This is a genomic window from Chryseobacterium jejuense, assembly GCF_017877355.1.
In the GTDB taxonomy this organism is placed as follows: domain Bacteria; phylum Bacteroidota; class Bacteroidia; order Flavobacteriales; family Weeksellaceae; genus Chryseobacterium; species Chryseobacterium jejuense_A.
The window spans coordinates 50,248-75,101 of sequence record NZ_JAGIPR010000008.1 but is presented as its reverse complement, the minus strand read 5'-3'; the positions used below and the strand labels follow the sequence as shown (position 1 = coordinate 75,101).

22 protein-coding genes are annotated in these 24,854 nt (G+C 36.3%); 10 read left to right on the top strand and 12 right to left on the bottom strand.

All coding sequences use genetic code 11. The features are described 5' to 3' along the window. Nucleotides 1-26: 26 nt before the first annotated feature. Nucleotides 27-3,422, bottom strand: a complete 3,396-nt coding sequence (gene ileS / locus J2772_RS16505) for an isoleucine--tRNA ligase (RefSeq protein WP_209918626.1) — start codon at nucleotides 3,420-3,422, stop codon at nucleotides 27-29. A gap of 455 nt (nucleotides 3,423-3,877) precedes the next feature. Here ileS and J2772_RS24355 point away from each other — a divergent pair, with 455 nt between their 5' ends. From J2772_RS24355 to J2772_RS16490, 3 genes are all read left to right on the top strand, one after another. Further along, nucleotides 3,878-5,566: a M23 family metallopeptidase gene (locus J2772_RS24355; protein ID WP_209918625.1), complete on the top strand. Its 1,689-nt coding sequence runs from the start codon at nucleotides 3,878-3,880 to the stop codon at nucleotides 5,564-5,566. 85 nt (nucleotides 5,567-5,651) lie between these two features. Beyond that, complete coding sequence (locus tag J2772_RS16495; RefSeq protein WP_209918624.1) at nucleotides 5,652-6,944, top strand: phenylacetate--CoA ligase family protein; 1,293 nt, start codon at nucleotides 5,652-5,654, stop codon at nucleotides 6,942-6,944. A 77-nt stretch (nucleotides 6,945-7,021) separates the two neighbouring features. Beyond that, nucleotides 7,022-7,624: a hypothetical protein gene (locus J2772_RS16490; RefSeq protein WP_209918622.1), complete on the top strand. Its 603-nt coding sequence runs from the start codon at nucleotides 7,022-7,024 to the stop codon at nucleotides 7,622-7,624. Between the two features lie 36 nt (nucleotides 7,625-7,660). On the opposite strand, the gene J2772_RS16485 is transcribed toward J2772_RS16490, so the two are convergent. Beyond that, nucleotides 7,661-8,911, bottom strand: a complete 1,251-nt coding sequence (locus J2772_RS16485; protein ID WP_209918620.1) for an NAD(P)/FAD-dependent oxidoreductase — start codon at nucleotides 8,909-8,911, stop codon at nucleotides 7,661-7,663. A 98-nt stretch (nucleotides 8,912-9,009) separates the two neighbouring features. On the opposite strand from J2772_RS16485, the gene hutH reads away from it, so the two are divergent. The 7 genes from hutH to J2772_RS16450 all read left to right on the top strand — a co-directional run bounded on the left by hutH (nucleotide 9,010) and on the right by J2772_RS16450 (nucleotide 17,319). Beyond that, entirely contained in the window at nucleotides 9,010-10,530 is a 1,521-nt protein-coding gene (hutH, locus tag J2772_RS16480; protein ID WP_209918618.1) for a histidine ammonia-lyase, read from the top strand. A gap of 78 nt (nucleotides 10,531-10,608) precedes the next feature. Beyond that, the gene (gene fabG / locus J2772_RS16475; RefSeq protein WP_209918615.1) at nucleotides 10,609-11,340 is read left to right on the top strand and encodes a 3-oxoacyl-ACP reductase FabG; all 732 of its coding nucleotides are present in this window, start codon (nucleotides 10,609-10,611) and stop codon (nucleotides 11,338-11,340) included. Nucleotides 11,341-11,447: 107 nt separating this feature from the next. Continuing rightward, on the top strand, nucleotides 11,448-12,668 hold the full coding sequence (locus J2772_RS16470; protein WP_209918613.1) for a beta-ketoacyl-[acyl-carrier-protein] synthase family protein: 1,221 nt from the start codon (nucleotides 11,448-11,450) through the stop codon (nucleotides 12,666-12,668). 4 nt (nucleotides 12,669-12,672) lie between these two features. Further along, on the top strand, nucleotides 12,673-12,927 hold the full coding sequence (locus J2772_RS16465) for an acyl carrier protein (protein WP_209918612.1): 255 nt from the start codon (nucleotides 12,673-12,675) through the stop codon (nucleotides 12,925-12,927). Nucleotides 12,928-13,032: 105 nt separating this feature from the next. Next, entirely contained in the window at nucleotides 13,033-13,917 is an 885-nt protein-coding gene (locus J2772_RS16460) for a lipid A biosynthesis acyltransferase (protein WP_209918610.1), read from the top strand. Nucleotides 13,918-14,095: 178 nt separating this feature from the next. Beyond that, entirely contained in the window at nucleotides 14,096-15,613 is a 1,518-nt protein-coding gene (locus J2772_RS16455; RefSeq protein ID WP_209918608.1) for a phytoene desaturase family protein, read from the top strand. An 11-nt stretch (nucleotides 15,614-15,624) separates the two neighbouring features. Beyond that, nucleotides 15,625-17,319: a C45 family peptidase gene (locus tag J2772_RS16450; RefSeq protein WP_209918606.1), complete on the top strand. Its 1,695-nt coding sequence runs from the start codon at nucleotides 15,625-15,627 to the stop codon at nucleotides 17,317-17,319. 44 nt (nucleotides 17,320-17,363) lie between these two features. Here J2772_RS16450 and J2772_RS16445 read toward each other — a convergent pair whose 3' ends face one another. The 10 genes from J2772_RS16445 to J2772_RS16400 form a co-directional block, all read right to left on the bottom strand. After that, nucleotides 17,364-18,536 (bottom strand): DUF2062 domain-containing protein, encoded by a 1,173-nt coding sequence (locus tag J2772_RS16445; RefSeq protein ID WP_209918604.1) that lies wholly within the window; start codon nucleotides 18,534-18,536, stop codon nucleotides 17,364-17,366. Nucleotides 18,537-18,540: 4 nt separating this feature from the next. Beyond that, complete coding sequence (locus J2772_RS16440) at nucleotides 18,541-19,017, bottom strand: hypothetical protein (RefSeq protein WP_209918603.1); 477 nt, start codon at nucleotides 19,015-19,017, stop codon at nucleotides 18,541-18,543. Beyond that, complete coding sequence (locus tag J2772_RS16435) at nucleotides 19,014-19,394, bottom strand: 3-hydroxyacyl-ACP dehydratase (RefSeq protein ID WP_209918601.1); 381 nt, start codon at nucleotides 19,392-19,394, stop codon at nucleotides 19,014-19,016. The genes J2772_RS16440 and J2772_RS16435 overlap by 4 nt, the downstream gene beginning before the upstream one ends. Nucleotides 19,395-19,398: 4 nt before the next feature. Then, nucleotides 19,399-20,010 (bottom strand): outer membrane beta-barrel protein, encoded by a 612-nt coding sequence (locus tag J2772_RS16430; RefSeq protein ID WP_209918599.1) that lies wholly within the window; start codon nucleotides 20,008-20,010, stop codon nucleotides 19,399-19,401. Between the two features lie 7 nt (nucleotides 20,011-20,017). After that, entirely contained in the window at nucleotides 20,018-20,653 is a 636-nt protein-coding gene (locus J2772_RS16425) for a hypothetical protein (RefSeq protein ID WP_209918597.1), read from the bottom strand. Next, nucleotides 20,619-21,245 carry a LolA family protein gene (locus tag J2772_RS16420; protein WP_209918595.1) on the bottom strand — a complete coding sequence of 209 codons (627 nt, stop codon included), beginning with the start codon at nucleotides 21,243-21,245 and terminating at the stop codon, nucleotides 20,619-20,621. Before J2772_RS16420 ends, J2772_RS16425 begins: the two co-directional genes overlap by 35 nt. After that, nucleotides 21,238-21,993, bottom strand: coding sequence for a polysaccharide deacetylase family protein (locus tag J2772_RS16415; RefSeq protein WP_209918594.1), 756 nt, complete (start codon nucleotides 21,991-21,993; stop codon nucleotides 21,238-21,240). Before J2772_RS16415 ends, J2772_RS16420 begins: the two co-directional genes overlap by 8 nt. Nucleotides 21,994-22,202: 209 nt before the next feature. Then, a complete protein-coding gene (locus J2772_RS16410) occupies nucleotides 22,203-23,264 on the bottom strand; it encodes a beta-ketoacyl synthase N-terminal-like domain-containing protein (protein WP_209918592.1) in 1,062 nt (353 codons plus the stop codon). Continuing rightward, nucleotides 23,261-24,460 carry a beta-ketoacyl-[acyl-carrier-protein] synthase family protein gene (locus J2772_RS16405; RefSeq protein ID WP_209918590.1) on the bottom strand — a complete coding sequence of 400 codons (1,200 nt, stop codon included), beginning with the start codon at nucleotides 24,458-24,460 and terminating at the stop codon, nucleotides 23,261-23,263. The genes J2772_RS16410 and J2772_RS16405 overlap by 4 nt, the downstream gene beginning before the upstream one ends. An 86-nt stretch (nucleotides 24,461-24,546) precedes the next feature. Beyond that, a complete protein-coding gene (locus J2772_RS16400) occupies nucleotides 24,547-24,804 on the bottom strand; it encodes a phosphopantetheine-binding protein (RefSeq protein ID WP_034692439.1) in 258 nt (85 codons plus the stop codon). Between the last annotated feature and the right edge of the window lie 50 nt (nucleotides 24,805-24,854).

Below are 24,854 nucleotides of genomic sequence, written 5' to 3'. Positions count from 1 at the left end.
GGAATTTGAAATACAATAATTACATGTTAATTTTTTTCGATATTTATCTTAAAATTAACCTCATCTATTTCGATTTCGTTAAAATTTGAAAGTGAAGATACAATTTCTATTTTATTTGACAAGACTTCAGAAGAAATATATTCCTCATTTTTCTTAATATCTTCAAGGAATGGTGAGTTTTCTTCAATGGAGATATTAATTCTATCTGTCAGTTCAAAATCGTTTTCTTTTCTCAGGTTTTGAATTCTGTTGATGAACTCCCTTGCGATTCCTTCAGATTTTAACTCATCGGTTAACGTCAAATCTAATGCCACAGTAGTTTTGCCATCGGAAGTTACTGTCCATCCAGGGATATCTTTAGTAGAGATTTCCACATCATCAAGTGTGATCTCATAGCCCTGAACATCAAGTTTTCCTTCTTTTTCAAGAGCGGCAATCTGTTCTGTGGTAAGATTTGTAATCTCTGCACCAACCACCTTCATGTCTTTTCCTAATTTAGGACCAAGAGCTTTGAAGTTTGGTTTTATCTGTTTTACAATTAAGTGTGATGCTTCTTCAGCATTAATTAACTGTAATTCTTTTACGTTTACTTCCTGCTTGATAAGGTCTGCAACAGCAAGAATCTGCTCTTCTGTTTTAGCATCCAATACAGGGATCAATACTTTTTGTAACGGCTGACGAACTTTTACGTTTTCTTTCTTTCTTAAAGAGAAAACCATACTCGTAATGTTCTGAGCTAAATGTGTTTTTTCAACCAGATCCTGATCAATTAAACTTTCATCAGCAACCGGGAAGTCTGTTAAGTGTACAGACTCACAGTTTTCTTTTCCTGTTACTTTATTCAGATCCTGATACAACTGATCCATGAAGAATGGAGCAATAGGAGCAGATAATTTTGCTACTACTTCAAGACAAGTATATAAAGTCTGGTAAGCAGAGATCTTATCATCAGAATAATCTCCTTTCCAGAAACGTCTTCTGCATAATCTTACATACCAGTTACTCAAGTTATCGTTTACGAATGTATTGATCGCTCTTGCTACTCTTGTAGGTTCGTAATCTTCGTAGAATGCTTTTACATCTTTTATCAATAAGTTCAGTTCAGAAAGGATCCATCTATCGATTTCAGGACGGTTTTCCACTTCTTTTTCTGAATAGTTGAATCCGTCAACATTCGCATATAATGAAAAGAATGAATAGGTATTGTAAAGAGTTCCGAAGAACTTTCTTCTTACTTCATCAATTCCTTCGATATCAAACTTCAGGTTTTCCCAAGGGTTTGCATTGGAGATCATGTACCAACGGGTAGCATCCGGTCCGTAAACAGAAAGTGTTTCAAACGGATCTACGGCATTTCCTAAACGTTTTGACATTTTTTGTCCGTTTTTATCCAAAACAAGACCGTTACTCATTACATTTTTATAGGCAACAGAGTCAAAAACAGCAGTTCCAATCGCATGGAGTGTATAAAACCAACCACGGGTCTGGTCAACACCTTCTGCAATGAAGTCAGCAGGGAATGCCTTGTTGCTGTCAATCATTTCTTTGTTTTCGAAAGGATAGTGCAATTGAGCATATGGCATAGAGCCTGAGTCGAACCAAACGTCGATCAAGTCACTTTCACGCTTCATTGCTTTTCCGGAATCAGAAACCAATACAACTTTATCTACTACATTTTTGTGAAGATCAACCAGTTCATAGTTTGATTCGGACATATTTCCTACTTCAAAACCTTTGAATGGATTTTCAGTCATTACTCCTGTAGCAATAGATTTTTCAATCTCGTTGTAAAGTTCCTCTACAGAACCAATGATTTTTTCTTCTTTCAGATCCTCTGTTCTCCAGATTGGCAACGGAATACCCCAGTATCTTGAACGGGATAAGTTCCAGTCGTTTACATTTTCTAACCAGTTGGCGAAACGTCCTTCTCCCGTAGCTTTTGGTTTCCAGTTGATTTCTTTGTTCAGATTAACCAATCTATCTTTTACAGCAGTCATCTTCACAAACCATGAATCCAACGGATAGTATAATACTGGCTTATCAGTTCTCCAGCAGTGTGGGTAAGAGTGAACATATTTCTCTACTTTGAAGGCTTTGTTCTCTGTTTTCAGTAAGATTGCCAGTTCTACATCCCAAGATTTCTCAGGAGCAGTTCCTTCATCGTAATATTCATTCTTAATATATTTTCCGGAGAATACTTCAGGAACATTCTCTCCCTGGATAAATTTACCCTGTAAATCTACCAGTGGAACAAGATTATCATTGTCATCCTTTACCAACATTGGTGGGATCTCAGGCTGAGCCATTTTAGCTACTCTCGCATCATCAGCACCAAAAGTAGGAGCTGTGTGTACGATACCTGTACCGTCCTCAGTTGTTACGAAATCTCCTAAGATTACTCTGAAAGCATTTTCAGGGTTGTCATTTGGGGTAAACCAAGGAACTAATTGCTCATATCTTGTATCAACAAGTTTTTCTCCGGTAAATTCTTTTAAAATTCTGAATGGAATTACTTTAGTTTCCGGAGTATAGTTCGCAAAATCCTCATCGGTACCTTCAGCATATTTCTTACCGAGTACTTTAGGTAAAAGAACGCTGGATAATACCACGGTTACCGGCTCAAATGTATATTGGTTGAATGTTTTAACTACAACATACTCAATATCTCTACCTACTGTAAGTGCGGTGTTGGATGGCAACGTCCAAGGAGTCGTCGTCCATGCAAGGATATGTACATCTCCATCAACATCGTTGAATAAAGCAGATGAATCTTTCTTAACTTTAAACTGAGCTACAACCGTTGTATCTGAAACATCACGATACGTTCCAGGCTGGTTCAGTTCGTGTGAAGAAAGTCCTGTTCCTGCTTTCGGAGAGTAAGGCTGGATCGTATATCCTTTATACAACAAACTTTTGTCATATAATTGCTTCAACAGCCACCAAACAGTTTCCATATATTTAGACTTGTACGTAATGTACGGATCATCAAGGTCTACCCAATATCCGATTTTTTCTGTAAGGTTATTCCATACATCGGTATAACGCATTACAGCTTCACGACAAGCTTTATTATAATCTTCAATAGAGATCTTTTTGCCAATATCTTCTTTTGTAATCCCTAATTCTTTTTCTACACCCAGTTCCACAGGAAGACCATGCGTATCCCAGCCTGCTTTACGGAAAACCTGCTTTCCGTTTTGAGTCTGGTAACGGCAGAAAATATCCTTCAATGCTCTTGCCATTACGTGGTGAATTCCAGGCATACCGTTTGCTGAAGGCGGACCTTCATAAAAAACAAACTCAGGATTTCCCTGACGAATCTCAACACTCTTATTGAAAGTTTTATTTTGTTTCCAAAATTCCGCTACATTCTCTGCTACGTCAATAAGGTTGAGGTTTTTGTATTCTTTAAATTGGCTCATTGTAAATATCTCAATATTCGTTGATTAATTAAGTCTGCAAATTTAGTGAATTTTGTCGGTTTATAAGATATGTTTTATTTAGGTAATTTCTATTAAAAACTTCAATTTCAGAAATATAAATAAAAAGAGGGGTGAAATGGGAATAGTAAACCGTACATGAGTAAGTATTTTAGACCCTTTTAGATGAATTCCTGTTAATTTTTTTATGCCTTTTCAGTCAGAATAAAATTTAATAGAAGCCCGCTAAAGCCCACTTGAAAAATAAAAACCAATCCATTGGCTTTAGCTTAAACCTAAATAATCTCTCGCGGATATGACAGATTTATCCATAATCATCTGTGAAAATCCGTGTCATCCGTGGTTAAATAAAAGAATCCCTCAACCGGCAGAACCAAAATAGCACGATCATTGCTTGAAATCTCGTATATTTAAGTAGAACTAAACCCAAATGCTGTATGAAAATCTTCTCCAAACTGATGGTTGCTATTTGTTTTATCCATACAATCATCACACAAGCTCAAAACAACTATCCCCAAAACTATTTCCGTAATCCACTGAATATCCCCATGCAGTTGGCTGCCAATTTTGGAGCAGTAAGAACCAATCATTTTCATATGGGATTGGATTTGAGGACGAACAGTCAGGAGAACCTGTCTGTATTGGCCGCCGCAGATGGCTATGTAAGCAGAATAAAAGTAGAGCGATACGGCTTCGGAAATGCGGTGTACATTACTCATCCGAATGGTTTTACGACAGTCTATGCCCATTTGAATAAATATTTCGATAAGCTTGATGAATATATAAAGGAGAAGCAGTATAAAGACGAAAAATGGGAACAGGATATCACATTTCAGTCTGGACAGTTTCCGGTTACAAAAGGGCAGCTCATTGCTTTGAGTGGAAATACCGGAGGTTCAGCAGGTCCGCATTTGCATTTTGAGATACGAGATACCCAAACAGAAGAATGTCTTAATCCTTTGTTGTTTGGTTTTGCTATTCCGGATTCTGTAGCTCCTATTGTAAGCGGATTGTATTGGTATGACCGCAGATTCAGTACGTATGAACCGGGAGCTAACGGGATTGCTGTCAAAAAAGCGGGAAATGCTTATACTGCTGATGTTGTCAAAGTTAATTCTCCCATGATAAGTTTTGGAATTAAAGCGGTGGATAAAGCCAACCAGGGATTTAATCTTGGGATTTATAAGGCTGAAATATGGATGGATGGAAAGCTGGTTTACGGCTTTAGTATTGATAAGGTGAGTTATGATGATACCCGTTATCTGAATGGCTGTATAGATTATACCAAATTCAGCAGGGATAAAGTAGGAATTCAGCATCTGTCTGCATTGCCGGGCATGAAACTGCAAAACTACAGTATACCTAATTTGTCAGGAATTATCAATCTTCAGGATGAAAACATTCACAATATTGAAATTGTTTTAAAAGATGTAAAAGGCAATACCAGCAGGTTAACGACAAAAGTTCAACTGAGTAATGGCGGAAGTGGGATTACGTCTTCAGGAAAGACAATTTTACCTAATGAAGGAAAGACACTCACTACTGAAAATGCAGAGATCAGTTTAAGTAAAAATGCAGTGTATGATGCTGTGGATTTTAATATGTACGAAAAAAACAGTTCAGATGGGAATACCGTTTCCAATACCATTGTCTTACAGAACCCATATCTTCCGGTTCATGATTATTATACCTTGAAAATAAAACCCAACAGGAAACTTTCCAAAGAAGAAAAAGACAGAGTAGTGGTTTTGTTTAATTATGGAAGTGATAAAGATGCCGTAAAAGCAAAATGGAATGGTGATCAGGCAGAAGCTCAGTTTAATAGACTGGGTACCGTTGATTTGATAGTGGATAACAGTATGCCATCAGTTTCTTCAGGCTGGAAAGAAGGAGCAGTGGTAAGTGGTGGCTCTTTACGATTAAAAGGAAGCACAAAAGTGGGTGATATTGTATCATTCCGTGCTGAGCTGGATGGAAAATGGCTTCGATTTGCTCGTGTAAAAAATGATTTTGTCTATTTTTTTGATGAAAAGTGTCCAAGAGATTCAGGTTTGCATACTTTAAAAGTGACCATCATTAATAGTGCAGGAAATATCAATACACAGACATTTACATTTCAAAGATAAACGATTGTTAAGACATAATCTTTTGACCTTTTACTGTTTCAATCTTCTAATTTTAAATAAATTTGTCTTTTAAAAATTAAAATCATTGGAATTTCATCCGAACATCGAAAAATCAGGCACTCAGGAAATAAAGGCATTTCAGGAAGAAAAACTTCAGCAGCTTCTGTCTTATCTTGAAGAGAATTCACCCTTCTATCAAAGGTTGTTTAAAGAAAATAACATCAATGTGGAAGAGATCTGTACACTGGAAGATCTGCAGAAGATTCCTACCACCATAAAGAATGATCTGCAGCAGTATAATCATGACTTTTTTTGTATTTCACCAGATAAAATTGTGGATTATAGTACAACCTCCGGAACTTTAGGAGATCCGGTAACCTTTGGTTTATCTGATGGAGACCTTGAAAGGCTGGCCTACAATGAAGCTATATCTTTTGCATGTGCCGGAATTCAGAAGGGTGATGTGGTACAGATGATTACTACCATTGATAAACGTTTCATGGCAGGACTCGCTTATTTTTTAGGATTAAGAAAAATGGGCGCGAGTGTTGTCAGAATGGGACCGGGAATTCCTGAATTACAATGGGATTCTATTTTCAGATACAAACCGAAATACCTGATTACCGTGCCATCATTTTTACTGAAGATGATCGATTATGCTGAAAAACATAATCTGGATTATAAAAACTCCAGTGTTTATGGAGCGGTATGTATCGGTGAGAGCATCAAAAATCAGGATTTTACAGATAATATTCTTTCGCAGAAGATTAAAGAAAAGTGGAACATAAAGCTTTTTTCCACGTATGCCTCTACGGAAATGAGTACTGCTTTTACAGAGTGCAAGTTTCAGATCGGAGGGCATCATCACCCTGAGCTGATTATTACAGAAATTCTGGACGATGAAGGAAATACTGTAAAAGAAGGTGAAAGCGGAGAACTTACCATTACTACTTTAGGAGTTGAAGCGATCCCTTTATTGAGGTTTAAAACCGGGGATATTGTAAAAGCGTACTACGAACCATGTGAATGTGGAAGAAATACAATGCGATTGGGACCTGTGATTGGAAGGAAACAGCAGATGATAAAATATAAAGGAACAACACTGTATCCGCCTGCAATGAATGATATTCTGAATGATTTTAACAATATTCTGTGCTACCAGATCGTGATTCAGGCCAATGAAATTGGATTGGATGAAATTATCATTAAGTTAAGCACAGATCAGGAAAATGAAAACTTTGTGAATGAAGTAAGAGACCATTTCCGTGCAAAATTAAGAGTAAGCCCAAAAATTGAGATCATTGATTTTGATATTCTTTCTAAAACGGTTTTTAACCCGAATAGCAGAAAACCAATTACCTTTATTGATTTAAGATAAAATTAAAAATAAAGAGTGGATAAGGATTTCTTTTTTATAATATCTTCGCGCTCTTAAATATAAAACTAAATAAAAAAATGAGAAAATTATTATTGTTACTCTTCGTAATAATTGGTGTGGTAGTCTTTGGACAAGATCAAATGAATATTGAATCCGGAAATTTTGACTTTTTAAAGGATCAGACAGAAGTAAATGTTCAGGTGAAATTTGAAAATGTTGCTTTTCAGGTAGAGAATTATACTGAAACTCAATATCTGGAAAAAAGAAAGACAGAAACTGTAGCCAAAAAGGGGGAAGAGGCCTGGGGAAAATGGATTGGAGAATGGGATAAGTTTAAAAGCACAGAATATTTAGATTATCTTCTGAAAGGAATTAACAGAAAGTCTAAAAAAATTGTTTTCAAAAAAGATACTCATGCTAAGTATACCCTAATTGTTGATGCGAAATGGATCTATGCGGGATGGCATGGTGGACTGATAGGACAGGAGGCTAAATTAACCTCAGATCTGACTTTCGTAGAAACAGACAACCCGTCAAATGTGGTGATGAAACTTAAAGGAGATAAAATTCTTGGAAAACCACAGAATAAGGATTTCGTTATGGAATATGGAAGGATTGCAGGAGCCTATGAACAAACGGGGAAATATTTAGGAAAAAAAATCAAAGAAGTTATAAAGTAATAAAACAAAAAACGGTCTGAAATTCAGACCGTTTTTTTATTCTTGAGTTTGTTCTTTCTCTAGTTTGATGAGGTTGGCAAGATTCTTAATTACCGTATCATGCTTTTTGACAAAAGGATTGTCTTTGTTCCAGACATATCCGGCTAGGACTGCACAAATCTTTTTCTTTACATCCGGGTTTTCCGGTTGGTGGAAGAATAATTCCTGAAGATTTCCGGTGTACCATTCTTTTACATAAGTGGTAAAAACGTCTACACCATATAAAATATAATCGGAGTATTCCGTTTGCCAGTCAATTTTCTCACCATTCAGCTGTCTTAATGCTAATTTAGCAGCAAGCATTCCTGATTCTGTAGCGAAAGCCATTCCTGATGAAAATACAGGATCAAGGAATTCAGAAGCGTTACCGGTTAAGGCAAATCCGTCACCAAATAATTTCTTTACAGAACACGAATAGTCTTTAAGATGTCTGGGTTCAAAAAGAAAGTCCACATCACCAAAACGTTTTACATAATAATCTGAAAGGGAAATTGCTTTTCTTAAAGCTTCAGCAGTATCTCCGTTTTCAGATAGTTTTTCAATATATTCAGTAGGGCCTACAATGCCTAAACTTGTATTTCCGTTGGAAAAAGGGATTACCCAAAGCCATACTTCAGTTTCAATAATATCAAAAGAAATCAAAGTTCCTTCTTCTCCAGGTTCTCTATTAATATCATTTACATGAGAAAATATTGCAGAATGAGGGGAAAGTTTGGACGGCTTTTCAAGGTCAAGTAAACGGGGTAAAACTCTTCCGTACCCACTAGAATCGATCACAAACTTTGCGTGGATATCTTTCGTTTCTCCATCTTTGGTTCTTACCGTTGTGATAGAATCTGTTCCGTCAAATTTGATGTCGATAACTTCCGTTTCAAATTCAAGGTCTACTCCTTTATTAATGACTTCCTGAGCCAAGGTATTATCAAAGTCAGCTCTAGGAACCTGCCAGGTCCAGTCCCAGCCTTCCCCGAATTTATTGCTGAAATCAAAAATGCAGACTTCGTCACCACGAAGGAAACGGGCACCCAGTTTTTTTTCAAAGCCTATTTTATCCAATGCAGGAAAAAGTCCCGCCTCGTCAAAGTGGTCCATTACCCTTGGAATTAAGCTTTCACCAACTACCAGTCTTGGGAATTTTGTCTTTTCGACAACTTTTACGCTGACGTTATTCCTCTTTAAGTATGATGAAGAAACGCATCCGGAAGGTCCTGCTCCGATTACAAGAACGTCAACAAATTCTTTGCTCATCTTTGATTTTTTATTTTAATAATAACTTTTATCTTTGCCGCAAAATTAGTGACAAATAATTAATATTTTACAAAATTATCAACTATTACTTTTAATTGATGAAAATAAATAACTTTTTAGAACTGAAAGACTTTCAAAAAATTATCATTGAAAATGAAAAAATAGAACTGGATGAATCACTTTTATCAAGAGTGAATACAAGTTTTCAGTTTTTAAAGGAATTTTCAAAAAATAAAGTAATATATGGTGTGAATACCGGTTTTGGGCCAATGGCTCAATTCAAAATCAGTGATGAAGATACACACCAGCTTCAGTATAACCTGATAAGAAGCCATTCTTCCGGTATCGGAAATCCTTTGCCTGCTCAGGAAGTGAAAGCTTGTATGCTGGCAAGATTGAACACCTTATCATTAGGAAATTCAGGAGTGCATGAGTCGGTTATTTACCTTCTTCAGGAACTTATTAATAGAGATATTACACCATTAATTTTTGAACATGGAGGAGTAGGAGCAAGTGGTGACCTTGTTCAGTTGGCTCATCTTGCTTTGGTACTAATAGGAGAAGGAGAAGTTTTCTATAAAGGAGAAAGAAAATCTACCAAAGACGTTTTTGAAATAGAAGAACTACAACCAATACAGGTTGAGATTCGTGAGGGATTAGCTTTAATGAACGGAACTTCTGTAATGTCAGGAATTGGTATTGTCAATGCTTATAAGGCAAATCAGTTAACAGATATTTCCATTAAGCTTTCCTGTGCCATTAACGAAATTGTTCAGGCTTATGACGATCATTTATCAGAAGCTTTAAACGGAACAAAAAGACACTACGGTCAGCAGAAAGTAGCAGAAAGAATGCGTGTGCACCTTGCTGACAGTAAACTAATCAGAAAAAGAGCAGACCATCTGTATACCCACTTTGAAGAACAGGAAAAAGTATTCAAAGAAAAAGTACAGGAATATTATTCTTTACGATGTGTGCCACAGATTTTAGGCCCGGTATTAGATACATTAGAATATACAGAGAAAGTTCTTGAAAATGAGATCAACTCTGCCAATGATAACCCGATCATCAATGTTGAGGATCAGCATGTTTATCATGGGGGAAATTTCCACGGAGACTATATCTCTCTGGAAATGGACAAGCTGAAAATAGTGGTAACCAAGCTTACGATGTTGGCTGAGAGACAGCTGAACTATCTTTTAAATGCTAAAATAAACGAAATTTTGCCTCCTTTTGTAAATTTAGGTAAATTAGGTTTCAATTTCGGAATGCAGGGTGTACAGTTTACAGCAACTTCCACTACGGCAGAAAGCCAGATGTTATCTAATCCTATGTATGTTCACAGTATTCCGAATAATAATGATAATCAGGATATTGTAAGCATGGGAACCAATGCGGCGGTAATTTGCAGAAAGGTGATTGAAAATGCCTTTGAAGTATTAGCAATTGAAGCCATTACTATTATTCAGGCTATTGAATATCTAGGCTTCCAGAATGAAGTTTCATCGTCTACAAAAGAATTGTACGATGCGATTAGAAAAATAATTCCTGCATTCTCAGATGATATGGTGATGTATCCGTATCTGGAGGAAGTGAAGAAATATTTAAAGGCAATGTAATTATTATCTGTAATCAATTGTCTTTAAAAAAGAAAAACAAGGTAACTAAAAAAACTAAAACAAAATAAACACTAACGCATGAAATGTGCAATTGTAACAGGAGGCTCCAGAGGAATCGGGCGGGCAATCTGTATAAAACTGGCGGAAGAGAAGAACTACCATATATTGATTAACTACACTTCCAATGAAGCTGCAGCAAAGGAAACTTTGGCGAAAGTAGAAGAATTGGGTGCTACAGGAGAAATTCTTAAGTTTGATGTAGGAAATACTGAAGAAGTGCAGCAGGTATTAACAGCATGGCAGGAGAGTAATCCTGAAGCTGTGGTAGAAGTTATTGTTAATAATGCCGGAATTACGAGAGACGGTCTGTTTATGTGGATGCAGAAAGAAGACTGGAATAGCGTAATCAACACCAGTTTAGATGGTTTCTTCAATGTTACTAATTTCTTTATTCAAAAACTGCTTCGTAATAAATACGGAAGAATCATCAATATGGTTTCAGTATCCGGAGTAAAAGGAACAGCCGGTCAAACGAACTATTCAGCAGCTAAGGGAGCACTGGTAGGTGCTACAAAAGCCCTTGCACAGGAAGTTGCCAAAAGGAATGTTACTGTAAATGCTGTAGCACCGGGGTTTATTAAAACCGATATGACTCAGGATTTTAACGAGGATGAACTGAAAGCAATGATTCCTGCCAACAGATTTGGTGAAGCAGAGGAAGTTGCAGATCTTGTAGCGTTTTTAGCTTCCAGAAAATCTTCATACATTACAGGAGAAATCATTAATATTAACGGAGGAATTTACTCATAAATAATCTAACAATATACCAATGTACCAGCGTACCAATGTTGATTGAATATCAATAAAAATATTGTTACATTGCTAGACTGATACATTGTTAAATTCAATATGAACAAATGGAAAATAGGGTTGTAATTACCGGAATGGGAATTTATTCCTGCATCGGGACGTCTTTAGAAGAGGTCAGGGAATCCCTATATCAAGGAAAATCCGGTATTGTCTTAGATCAGGACAGAAAAGAATTCGGTTTCAGGTCAGGACTTACAGGAACAGTTCCAAAACCTGATTTAAAGAACCTTTTGAACAGACGCCAGCGCGTAAGCATGGGAGAAGAAAGTGAATACGCTTATCTTGCGACCATTGATGCCCTGAAACAGGCCAATCTAGATGAAGCCTTTTTAGATACCCATGAAGTTGGGATTTTATATGGAAACGACAGTGTTTCTCAGGCAGTGGTAGAATCTATCGATATTGCTAGAGAAAAGAAAGATACTACATTGATGGGATCGGGCGCGATTTTTAAATCAATGAATTCAACAGTAACCATGAACCTTTCTACGATTTTTAAACTGAAAGGAATTAATCTTACTATCAGTGCAGCTTGCGCAAGCGGTTCACATTCCTTAGGGCTTGCTTATATGATGATTAAGAACGGTTTTCAGGATATGATCATCTGTGGTGGCGCTCAGGAAACCAACAAATATTCTATGGCGAGCTTTGACGGATTAGGCGTTTTTTCGGCAAAAGAAGACGAGCCTACAAAAGCGTCAAGACCTTTTGATGTAGACAGAGATGGCTTAATTCCAAGTGGTGGAGCGGCTTCTTTAATTGTTGAAAGCCTTGAATCTGCCCAAAGAAGAGGAGCTCCTATCATTGCTGAAATCATAGGATATGGCTTTTCATCAAACGGAGGTCATATTTCGACACCTAATGTTGACGGACCAGCCTTAGCAATGGACAGAGCCTTGAAACAGTCAGGGTTAAAAGCTTCAGATATCGATTATATCAACGCTCACGCAACTTCCACTCCCATTGGTGATGCCAATGAAGCAAAAGCCATTTATGAGATTTTTGGAAGTGAAGTTCCGGTAAGTTCTACGAAATCTATGACAGGACACGAGTGCTGGATGGCTGGTGCAAGTGAAGTTATTTACTCAATCCTGATGATGCAGAATGATTTTGTAGCTCCGAACATTAATCTGGAAAATCCTGATAGTGAGGCACAAAAGATAAATTTAGTCTCCAAAACAAAAAATCAAAAAATTGATGTATTTTTGTCGAATTCTTTTGGGTTCGGGGGAACCAATTCTGCACTAATAGTTAAAAAATTTGATTAAAAACATGGAAAGGGAAAAAATTGTTGCTATTGTTAATGATTTTCTGATTAACGAATTTGAAGTTGACGGAGATGAAATCAGTAATGATGCCAACCTTAAAAATACACTGGGACTAGACAGCTTAGATTATATTGACATGGTCGTAGTGATTGAATCCAATTTCGGAGTGAAATTAGGAGAAGCAGACTTCAAGAAAATGGTGACATTTGATGATTTCTACACTACGATTGAAAATAAGATCGCTGAAAAAAAAGCATAGTTATTAAGTAATCTATATTCCTTATAAGGTACCAATGTAATAATAGAAGAGGATACTCAGAGATATTGTTACATTGGTACTCTGTTATATTAGCAAACTGTATTTATGAACAAGTGGAAAGGTAAATCTAAAGGGACGGTTCTGGGCTACAGAATATTTGTCTGGTGTATTAGAAATATCGGAATCAGAAGTTCATATTTTGTATTGTACTTTGTGGCTGCTTATTATGTTCTGTTTCAGAAAAAAAGCAACCAATACATTCTCTATTACTTCCAGAAAAGACTTCATCTCGGCTATTGGAAAGCCAAATGCTCCATTTTTAAAAGTTACTTCACATTCGGGCAGGTTTTAATTGATAAAACGGCTATTTCTGCCGGATTGAGAGAGAAATATACTTACGAATTCGATGGCATTGAAAACCTCAGAAATCTTTTAGCCGCCAAGAAAGGAGGAGTTCTTATCAGTGCTCACATCGGTAATTTTGAAGTCGCAGAACATTTCTTTGCAGATATTGATTTTGACTGTCAGATCAATCTGGTTACTACAGATCAGGAAGTTACTGTTATCAAGGAATACCTGGAAAGTGTTTCTGTAAAAAAGAGCAATATCAAATTCATTTATGTCAAAGAAGATATGTCGCATATCTTTGAGATCAATCAGGCTTTGTCCAATAATGAATTGATCTGTTTTACCGGTGATCGTTATTTTGAAGGCTCAAAATTCCTGGAAGCGGATCTGTTGGGAAAAAGTGCCAAATTTCCGGCAGGGCCATTTCTTATTGCATCCCGTTTAGGAGTACCCGTGATATATGTCTACGTGATGAAAGAAAAAAATCTTCATTATCATTTGTATGCAAGGGTAGCTCAGAATATCAAGAACAGGGATTCTCAGGGACTTTTACAGTCTTATGTTCAGAATCTTGAAACCATGGTGAAAAAATATCCGCTTCAATGGTTTAATTATTTCGACTTTTGGGATGATGTTGATTAATTTTTCTATTTTTATTCCCTGAAAACTAATAATAAAACTCAAAATCACTAAGGAATATTGAGAGACTGAATTTTAAAAATGATATTGTTCAAATAGGACTTTCCTGTATAGTAATCACAAAATAATATCCAAATTTCTTAAATTCCCAATCTCTTAATTAAAAAAAGCACACCCTCTTTTGAAAAAAGAATATGACATACTTGTAATCGGCAGTGGATTGGGAGGTCTTGTTTCGGCTCTTGTTTTGGCGAAAGAAGGCCTGAAGGTTTGCGTGCTGGAAAAAAATAACCAGTATGGCGGAAATTTGCAGACTTTTTCAAGGGATAAACTTATTTTTGATACCGGAGTTCATTATTTGGGCGGGCTTTCAAAAGGGCAGAATCTGAACCGTTTCTTCTCCTATCTTGAGATTATGGAGGAACTGGAACTTCAAAAGATGGATGAAGACGGATATGACAGAATTTCCTTTGGAGATGATACGATCCAATATCCACATGCTCAGGGCTATGAGAATTTTGTAGAACAGCTATCCACCTATTTTCCTGAAGAAAAAGAAAACCTTGAAAACTATTGTGAAGAACTTCAGTATGTATGCAGCCAGTTTCCGAGATATCATGTGGTAGGGAAGGACAACTACAATGAAGAAATTCTGCATTTAAATACAAAAAGATTTATAGAATCTGTAACTCAGAATAAAACACTTCAGGCAGTTTTATTAGGGTCTAATTTCCTGTATGCAGGGGATTCTGAGAATGTTCCTTTTTATGTTCATGCTTTAACGGTGAATTCTTACATACAAAGTGCTTATAAATGCTTAAAAGGAGGAAGTCAGATCTCCAAATTGATGATCCGAAAGCTTCGTCAGTATGGAGCTGAAGTTCACAAACATTCAGAAGTTTCCGAATTTATTTTTAATGAAAATAACACCCTGACTTCCGTAAAAACAAAGTCAGGGAAAGAATATGCCGCTAAGCAGTTTATTTCCAATATTGAAATACGTTCCACCATTAAGCTGATTGGAGAAGAAAGACTGAAAAAATCTTTTCTGAACAGGGTTTTAAGCTGGCAGCCGATTTCATCCTGTTTCAGTGTTTATCTTGTTTTAAAGCCTCATTATTTACCCAATTTTAATTACAATATCTACCATTATTCCTCTGAAAAACAGGTTTGGAATGCATACCGCTACAATAAGGAAGACTGGCCGGAGACTTATATGCTTTCATCTACACCTTCAAAGCATCATCCTGAGTTTGCGGAAAGCCTCACCGCTATTTCTTATATGGATTTTGATGAGGTGAAACAATGGGAAAGTACAGTGAATACAGCTGCGGATGAACATGAAAGAGGAGAACAGTATGAAAGATTCAAACTGGAAAAGACTGAAAAAATGATTGATGCTCTGGAAAAGAAGATTCCCGGTTTAAGGCATGCTATTCAACAGATATATACGTCTTCTCCTTTATCTTACAGAGACTATATCGGAAGCTTTGACGGAAATATGTACGGTTATATGAAAAACTCAGATAATCCTCTGAAAACCATGGTTTCTCCCCGTACAAAAATTGATAATCTGTTTCTGACAGGCCAATCCGTGAATATGCACGGAATTTTGGGGGTTACCATAGGCGCATTCAATACCTGTGCTGAAATCCTGGGAAAAGATACTATCAACAGCCGTTTGGGCCCAATGACCTAATAGAAACAACCGTGAAAAAAACTAATATCCAATACCTGTCACATAAAAGACTCTTTATATACTTCCTTTTTTTCTTTCTCCTGAGTGCATGCGGGGTGTCTAAATCTGTTCATCATCTTCCTGATGTAAAACAATATACTCTGGAAGTTCCGAAGGTTAATAAGATCAATGACAGTACATTCAGTTATAAACAGAATTTTCTCACCAAAAATAAACAACAGCTTTGGGAGCTTTATATTAAAGGAAATCCTTTACAATTAGGGTATAATAACGGAGCATTAACTCAGGATCTGATGCAGAAACAAGAGGGAATATTCTTCTCCAAAGTGGAAGGTTTTGTTCCTTCAAAGTTTAAACAGAAACTTTTAAATACCTTCTTGAAATGGTACAACCGTAAAATGTATCTGAATGTAAGAGAGGATTATCAGGCAGAATTGTATGGCTTGTCACAGTATTCTTCAGATCAATATGATTTTATTGCACCAAGATATCTGAGGAATTTATATTTACATGGGGCTCATGATATTGGGCATGCGATGCAGGATCTGGCAATGGTAGGCTGTACTTCCCTGGCGGTCTGGAACGAAAACACAGAAGACGGTGATATACTGATTGGGAGAAATTTCGATTTCTATGTAGGAGATGAGTTTGCCCAAAATAAACTGGTTGAATTTGTGCAACCGGAAGATGGAATTCCTTATATGTCTGTAAGCTGGCCGGGAATGATAGGCGTGGTTTCAGGAATGAATAAAGAAGGAATAACAGTAACCATCAATGCCGGGAAATCAAGGATTCCTCTTACTGCGAAAACACCTATTTCTCTGGTAACAAGGGAAATTTTGCAATATGCTAAAACCATCGAAGAGGCCATTGCTATCGCTAAAAAAAGGAATGTTTTTGTTTCAGAATCAATCTTAGTGGGAAGCGCTCATGATAGAAATGCTGTAATTATTGAAGTTTCCCCGAAAAATTTCGGAGTGTACAGGGTTCAGAATACAAGCAAGGTGCTTTGTACCAATCATTTTCAATCTGATGCTTATAAAGATGATAAAAGAAATCAGAAACAGATCAAAGAAAGTCACTCGGAATATCGCTACGAAAAGCTTCAGGAGCTTTTACAGGATGAAAAAAAGTTGACTCCCGGGAAAATGGCTTCCCTTTTAAGGAACCGGTCCGGTTTAAAAGATAAAAGTATAGGCTATGGAAATGAGAAAGCTTTAAATCAGCTTTTAGCCCATCATGCTATTATATTTTCACCTGAAAAGAAATTAGTTTGGGTATCTTCCAATCCTTATCAGTTAGGAGAATTTGTATGTTATGATCTCAATGAAATATTTTCAGGTAAAGCATTACAACCTGATAACTTTTCAAAATCACAATTGAATATTCCACGTGATCCTTTTGCAGATTCTGAAGAATTTGAAAATTATGAAATATCCAGAATGTTGAGCAAAGAAATCAGTGATGCTACAGACAATAAGGATATTGCATTAACAGATGATGCCATTTCTTATTATCAGTCTTTGAATCCTGATTTCTGGAAAGTATATTTTCTAGCCGGGAAATATTATTATCACAAAAAAGAATATTCAAAAGCAAAGACAGAGTTTGAAAAGGCCCTTACCAAGGAAATAACTACGGTTCCGGATCAGAAAATGATTAAAAAATATCTTGATAAAACCAATAAGAAGATTAATAAACAATAAAAATAAATAAGCCTCAGAGTATTTTCGGGGCTTATTCTTTTATTCTAATTATTCTCAGGATTCAGTTTATTCAAAAAAAGAAAAGTACTTATTCCGGCAACGGCAGACAGTGTGGTGCTCAGGATAAAACTTCCGATTACATATTGAAGTAGATTATTCTTAATCAGATCAAAATTAAGATCCTGACTGAGGAGATTACTGTCTCCATGTACAAACGGAGCGCCCAGAAATAAGGATGCTGCAATAATAAATGGAATAAATGGCGGTAAGCTGACATTGGAAGCTATAAACGCCAGAACCTTATTCAGTTTGAAGAGTACAGATAAGCTGATCACGAGTAAAGTCTGGAATCCCCAAAAAGGAGAAAGTCCTATAAAGACTCCAAGAGCAATGGAAAATGCTTTGGTACGGTTGCTTCCGTCGCTTTCCAGTACATCTTCCTTTATGAACCTTTTAAAGCTTTTTTTTTTGAAATTATTCACGAAATTCCTCGGAATAATGTAGAATAGGGTAATGGTTACCAAAATAGTATTCAGAATACTGATTCGGGTAAAATCCTTAAACGGTCTGAAGTGAGAAACACGCTCTGCAGGATCATACAGAACCTTGATGGGAACATTCTTTACCGGGAGGTGTCTCCAGGCGGTTCTTACGATAATCTCAATTTCAAATTCAAACTTAGGGGTAAAATATTTCTTTGGAATTCTGTGCAAAGGATAAAGTCTGTACCCGGATTGAGTGTCTTCCAGCTTGATTCCGGTTTCAAACCAAAACCAGAAATTAGAAAATCTATTTCCAAAACTGCTCTTCTTTGGAATCCCGTCCTGAGACATGTTTCTGTTTCCAATCAGCAGAACATCCTCATCTTCCTGAAGAAGGGCTTCTACAAATACAGGGATATCGTCCGGATAATGCTGCCCGTCAGAATCAATGGTTATAGCGTGGTCATATCCCAATTCTTTTGCCTTTCTGAAGCCTGTTTTAAGCCCGTTTCCTTTCCCTTTATTCTCAGGTAAGGAAATTACCGTGATCTGAGGATATTGGTTCAAAATCTGAGGCGTGGAATCGGTGGAACCGTCATTAACCACAATAATACTTTCGGTGTAATCTAAAACGCCGTCAATCACCCTTTTTAGGGTCTTTTCATTATTATAAGTAGGTATTAAAATGCAGATTTTCCTTTCGGAAATTACATTTTGTACTTCAACAAGGGACATGTTTTTATTTTAAAGTGGCTCTTTCAGTCTCGGTAATCGTTTTAGACTGCATGGCGAACCTTTTGATATAGTTTTTTAAAGTTGCATTCTGTTTGCTGTAATTATTCAGTAGAAATGCTTTATCATCTTTTAAGCTTCCTCTGTATCCCACAATTTTAGGGATGTTTTCCTGAACGCTCAGTCTTATCAGACGAAGTTCTGCGTTATTGGGATTGCTTTTGATGATTCCTTCAAGGTTCGTTGCTCCTATCTTTACAAGAGCTTTTCGGTTTCCTTTAGATACTTTGGCTTCCATAATTTTGGCAGCTGCTTTATACCCTAACGTTACCGGATCAGAACCTGATTGTTTTTCTGCAACGTCAATGAAATTTGATGTATTCGTGCTGGAATCATTGGCCTTGGCATAACTGTTTCTCAGTACCTCAATATCAGACTGAAAGAAAAATAAAAATGCCGCTACGAAGGATAAAATAAGTTTCATGACATTAATTTTTTATAGCTTACAGACAGTTTCAATGCAATAGTCTCGCCAAAAGAGGTTACATTTTTTACTTTAACATCCTCACCATCTTCCGTTATATCCAACTGAAGTTTCAGATCAGGAGTCTCAAAAGGATTGATAATGGCCATGAACTTTACATTCGAGGCCGTTTTTAAAAATAACGATGAACCTGTAAATTCTTCTGTCAGTTCTTTAATGATCTGCATCATACAAACTCCTGGAGTCACAGGGTTTCCAGGAAAATGTCCCTTGAAAATGTCGTGATTCTTATTTAAATGGATGTGAGCAGTAAAGCTTCCGTTTTCTGCCTTTTCGTATGATGTTAAAGTATAAAAATCTGTAAGAATGGTTTGCATGATCTTATTTTTTAAGATTAAATGTATAATATACTCCAGCCTGGAAAACTACATTGGCATGTTTTCCCTGGTAGTTATTAATGGTATGTAAGAAGCCATGTTTTATTCTGGCTTCCACCCCAAAATTCTTGGTAATGTCATAACCCGCCCCTGCCGTAATTCCTAAATCGAAATTATAGGATGGATCAAAGTCTTTTTCCACAACCACATCAATGGTAGGGCCTATAAGCACATTAAAATTTTTAAAATAAAACTTATTTACTAACTGAGTTCCAAAATAAGAAATTTTATATTCATCTCTGTCATTTCTGCCCATACTCTCTACTTTTGCACCTTGTCTAGAATAATTAAATTCAGGTTGCAAAGCATAGAATTTAGTAAGTCTTATATTTCCAAAAAAACCAATATAAAAATCTGTACGATTCTTAAATTTATAAGATCCTTTTATCTCATCGTAGGAATGGGTGTTTTCATCATAAATTAAGTATTTTTCAACTCCATTGCCTTGTGTGAAATGTGAAAAATTGGCACCTCCTCTTACTCCAAGGCTGAAAGTTACTTGTGCAAAAGACAGTCCGGAGATGAGTGCAAAAAGCAGGAAATATATTTTCTTCATCTATAAATTATTCATTTTCAGTTATTTGAAATAGTTTTATATTGATCTTAAAGTCCTTATGATCTAAGTGTAAACTGTCCGCGAAGATATGCTTTTTCGCATCAAAAGTAAAATCGATCTTTTCCTTGTTATTTTTTGTGTAAATGATCTGTTTCAGGAGATTGTTTTCTTTATTGAAGAACAGATAATAGCTTTTGTTATCGATTTTAGAGAGATAGATTTTAGCGTTTTCATTTTCAAAGCTTTCACTCACCGGATATTGCCTTTTTAACAGCTGTTGAAAGTCATTTTTCAGGAAGTTAATGACAATTTTCTTATCCAGGTCCGGAAGTACATAGTTGAGCTTAAAATTTTGATCTGAGATTTCAAAATCAATCAGTTTATTCCCGAAATCAGAAGTTAAAGCGACACGATGCGTTGTTTCATTCAATTTTTTGATAATCAGAATACCGCTTACATGATTTTTATAAATATCCATCTGACATTTATAAACATAGTCTTCAGCAGACGAAAAATAAAGATTTTCAACTGTTTTTTCTGTGGTTGGAGCTGGTTTCACATCAGTAAGCTTATAGGATTTACAGGAAACAGCCAATACCAGAATCAGGCTATAAAGTAAATTCTGACGCAGGAATGGAAGCATTGATCTTTGTATTTTTGAAAACAATATTGGTAGTATCTCCCGAAGCTTCTGTCATATTCACTTGAGAAACCGTAGATTGGCTTTTAGGGAAGTACAGTTCAATCTGCTTAATGTATTTTAAAAGCTGTGAAGTCTTCGGAATAAATTTCGCCACATTGTAATTTCCGTTTTTGAAATAAGTGACCGTAAACTCAGGATCGTTGAACATGGTTCCGTTTGAACTCCCGACAATCAGTTTATTGATCTTTTCAAAAGTTTTGCTTTTGGCATCTACAGATGATTTTTTTCCCTGGTCATTAATGTAGATCTTGTTGCTTTTAAAAACAATACTGTACTGATAAGGTTTGGTGTATTTCCAGCTCAGCATATTAGGAGTCTGCAAAGACATTTTTCCGTAAGTAACAATGCTTTTATCCAGAAAATCCATTTTCTTGGTCTGGGTGAAATCACTCTGCAGCGTTTTGATCTCTTTGGTGTCTGCAGAAACCTTGGATACGAATGCTTTAGCCTCTGCTCCGGACATAGCTGTGTTTTGAGCGAAAAATAATCCGGATACCAGTAAAAATGCTCCGGAAGCAATATTTTTAATCATTTTTTCTTGAATTTGTAATAGAATCAACTGTAAAAGTTGAGTACTTTTTATCCGCCAAAAATACTAATAAATCTGCCAGTACACGATACGTTTTTTCTGAAGTATCATGAAGGAGAATAATGCTCCCTTTTCTCAGGCTTTTAGTTACTCTTTGGTAGATTTTCTTTTCATCATCAATAATGGTGTCCAGAGAGCGGACGTTCCATCCGATGCTTATTTTGTGAGTTCTTTTGATTGCTTTAGCAATACTCGGATTGGTAACCCCGAATGGAGGTCTGTATAAATTGGTTTGTATATTACCAACATCCTTCATGATTGTATCACAGTTTTCAATCTCTGCAATCATTTTTGAAGTTGATAAAAAACCTGTTGAATTGGAATGCGATAGGGTATGATTCCCGATGGTATGTCCTTCTTTAATAATTCTTTGAAAGGTTTCAGGATATTTTTCAATCTGTTTTCCGATACAGAAAAAAGTGGCTTTTATTTCATGTTCTTTAAGTAAATCTAAAAACTTCGGCGTGAATTCCGTTGGACCATCATCAAAAGTAAGGGCTATTTCTTTAATTTTGGTTCTTTTATGAGTAATGCTGTTGACGAAATATCCCAGTTCAATAGCAAATGATCCCCAAACCACTACTGCAGAAAAAGCAAGAAACCACGCGATATACACCCAAAGGCTTCCCTGAAACGCATAGATAAAAACGTTGCAGAAGAGATAAAATAGGATGAATGAATAATGTCTCATTATTGGGTGTTTTTTTATTTCTGGTAGAGATTCTTCCTTCGTCAGAATGACAATTGTAACAAATTTATGTCTGTTTGATCTATTTTGAGCTCTTTTTGTCACTCTGTAAGAATCTAGACTAATACATTTAAATTATCTATTTTGAGATTCCACGCTTCACTTCAAAACCTTGTTCGCAAACCTTTGGGCTGTGCTCTGAATGACAAAAATTACACTCTTTCCAATAATACCAAGCTATGGTCATTACCTGCCAGATGATTGTAAAGAAGTACATTTTTCACCTCTGCTTTTTTCTCTGTGTTAATCATCATCACTTCCGGGATCTGCTGTTCCTTTAGAATATGGCAAGCTATAAATGTAGAAAAACCACTTGCTGTATTAAATTCTCCGCTCAGATGTTTGTAATACAGTAATGCTGAATCTGGAAACAGATCCATGGCCTTTGTATAATAAGCATCAGAATCTTTATCTCCGCTGAAGCCTAAAATTACAGCATCAATATCTTTTGTAGAGAGATTGTTCTTTGTTAAAAACTCGTAAATAAAATCTGAAGTTTCCTCCAGTTCCAATCTGTTACTGATTTTAATGTCGGTGAGTTTTGCATAAGTGTTTTCTATTTTATCTTTTCCAAGAACGAAAAAGCTTGCTCCTTCACCCCAAATAACACCTTTGGTAGTAGAATGAAGATAATCGGCAGGAAGATCTGATTCTTTTTTAATGGTATTATTCAGACAGTAGAGTTCCATGGTTCTGTCGGTCTGCTCATCGGTTGATCCAACCAGAACATTTTCAGCTTCACCATCCTTAATCTGAAGTTGGGCATCCAAAAAGGAAAACTCCAGTGATGAAGATGTATTTACATAGGTAAAGTTGTAGGCATGACACTGCAATCCAAGGGCGATCTGGCCTGCAACAGTATTATGGGTGGATTGAATAAAAAATGTTGGAGTTAAAAATTCCTCATGATTATCAATCACATTTTTCAGAAATTTTTCAGAATCCTGAGAACATCCCATTCCGGTTCCCACAATAATGGCATCCGGTTGTTCGATTCCAGCTTCTTTTAAAGCATAATGAGAAACTACAGAGCTCATTTTTACAGTTTTAGACATTCTTCTAATCATTGCAGGAGGAATGAATTCTTTGTAATTAGGCTCTATGGCTTTAATGATCTTTACCGAATTTTCCGGGTTAAGATTCTGAAGAATATTTTCGTTTAAAGTGTCCTGAACAGAAATACAGGATGCACTGTTGATGTATACTGTACTCATGATTTAGAAAAAATTAGGGTTGAACAGTTTCCTCCAAACCCAAATGAATTAGAAAGAACATGATTGATATTTTTCTCCTTCAATTCAGTAACAGGAGTTAAATCAAACTCTTCCATTTTCGTTTTGAAATTCAGATTTGGGAAGATGAGACTGTGCTGCATGGCTAAAATTGAAAATACGGCTTCAATTCCGGCAGCGGCAGCCAGTGTATGTCCTGTAAATGCTTTTGTAGAACTGAATTCAGGGACGTTTTTCTCTCCAAATATTCTAATCATCGCAATTCCTTCAGATAAATCATTATTAGGAGTTGCTGTTCCATGAACATTGATATAATCGATGTCTTCTTTTTGCAAACCTGAAATTTTCAGGGCTTGCTGCATTGCTAAAAATGCACCCTGTCCGTTTTCAGAAGATGCGGTCTGGTGATGGGCATCGTTGGCATTTCCATATCCGGAAAGATAAGCCAGCACCTTTTTATTTTCCTTTTTAACAATTTCTTCGGATTCAAGAACTAAGAAAGCAGCTGCTTCTCCAAGGTTCAATCCTTTTCTGTTATTATCAAAAGGAGTATTATAAGAGTCTGTAAGGATCATCAGGGTATTGAATCCGTTCAGCGTAAATTTTGAAAGGGAATCTGTTCCCCCAACGATAACACGATCCAGAACTCCGTTTTTAATGAGCTTGGCTCCCATCATAATGGCATTTGCTGCGGATGAGCAAGCTGTACTAATAGTAGAAACCATGCCTTTTAATCCCAAATGATCGGCAATCACCAAAGAGGAATTGCCGGCATCATGAGCGTCAATATATTTTTGCTTTTCAGGAAAGTCTTCGTAGGAATAGAAGTATTTTTCAGTAATATCCATTCCCCCGACGCTGGTAGAGGAGATCAGTCCGGTTCTGTACCCGTTGATATCTGATATTCCTGCACTTTCTACAGCTTCTTTAGCGGCTACCATCCCTAATAAAGATGTTCTTGTAACATTATTGTCTTCGCTAAGCTGAAGTTTCTGTACAAGTTCCTCATTGGATAATTTTATTTCCCCTGTTTTAATGGTTCCTGCATGGCGGGTTTCAAACATCTGAATATCTGAAATACCATGTTTTCCGGACTGTAATGAAATAAAATTTTCCTCTACATTGTTTCCGATGGAGGAAATGATGCCCATTCCTGTTATGGCAATTTTCTGGCTCATTCTATTAAATAATGTAACAATGTACCAATCTAGCAGTTTACCAATTATTCTTACATTGATACACTGTTAGATTGTTATATTCATTTTTATTTTGTTCTGTTATCTTCGATGAATTTAGCCATGGTATCGATAGATTGGAAAATTTCCTTTCCTTTTTTGGGATCGGCTAATTTTATTCCATAGTCTTTATCAAGAAGAACGATTAATTCCAAAGCATCAATAGAATCTAATCCTAATCCGCCTCCAAATAACGGATCTGTGTCTTTAATTTCCTCTACAGAAACGTCTTCAAGGTTAAGTACTTCAATAATTTTGTGCTTCAATTCAGTTTTTAAGTTTTCCATAAAAAGTTTTAATTTAACAATGTACCAATATAACAGTTTACCAATGCATT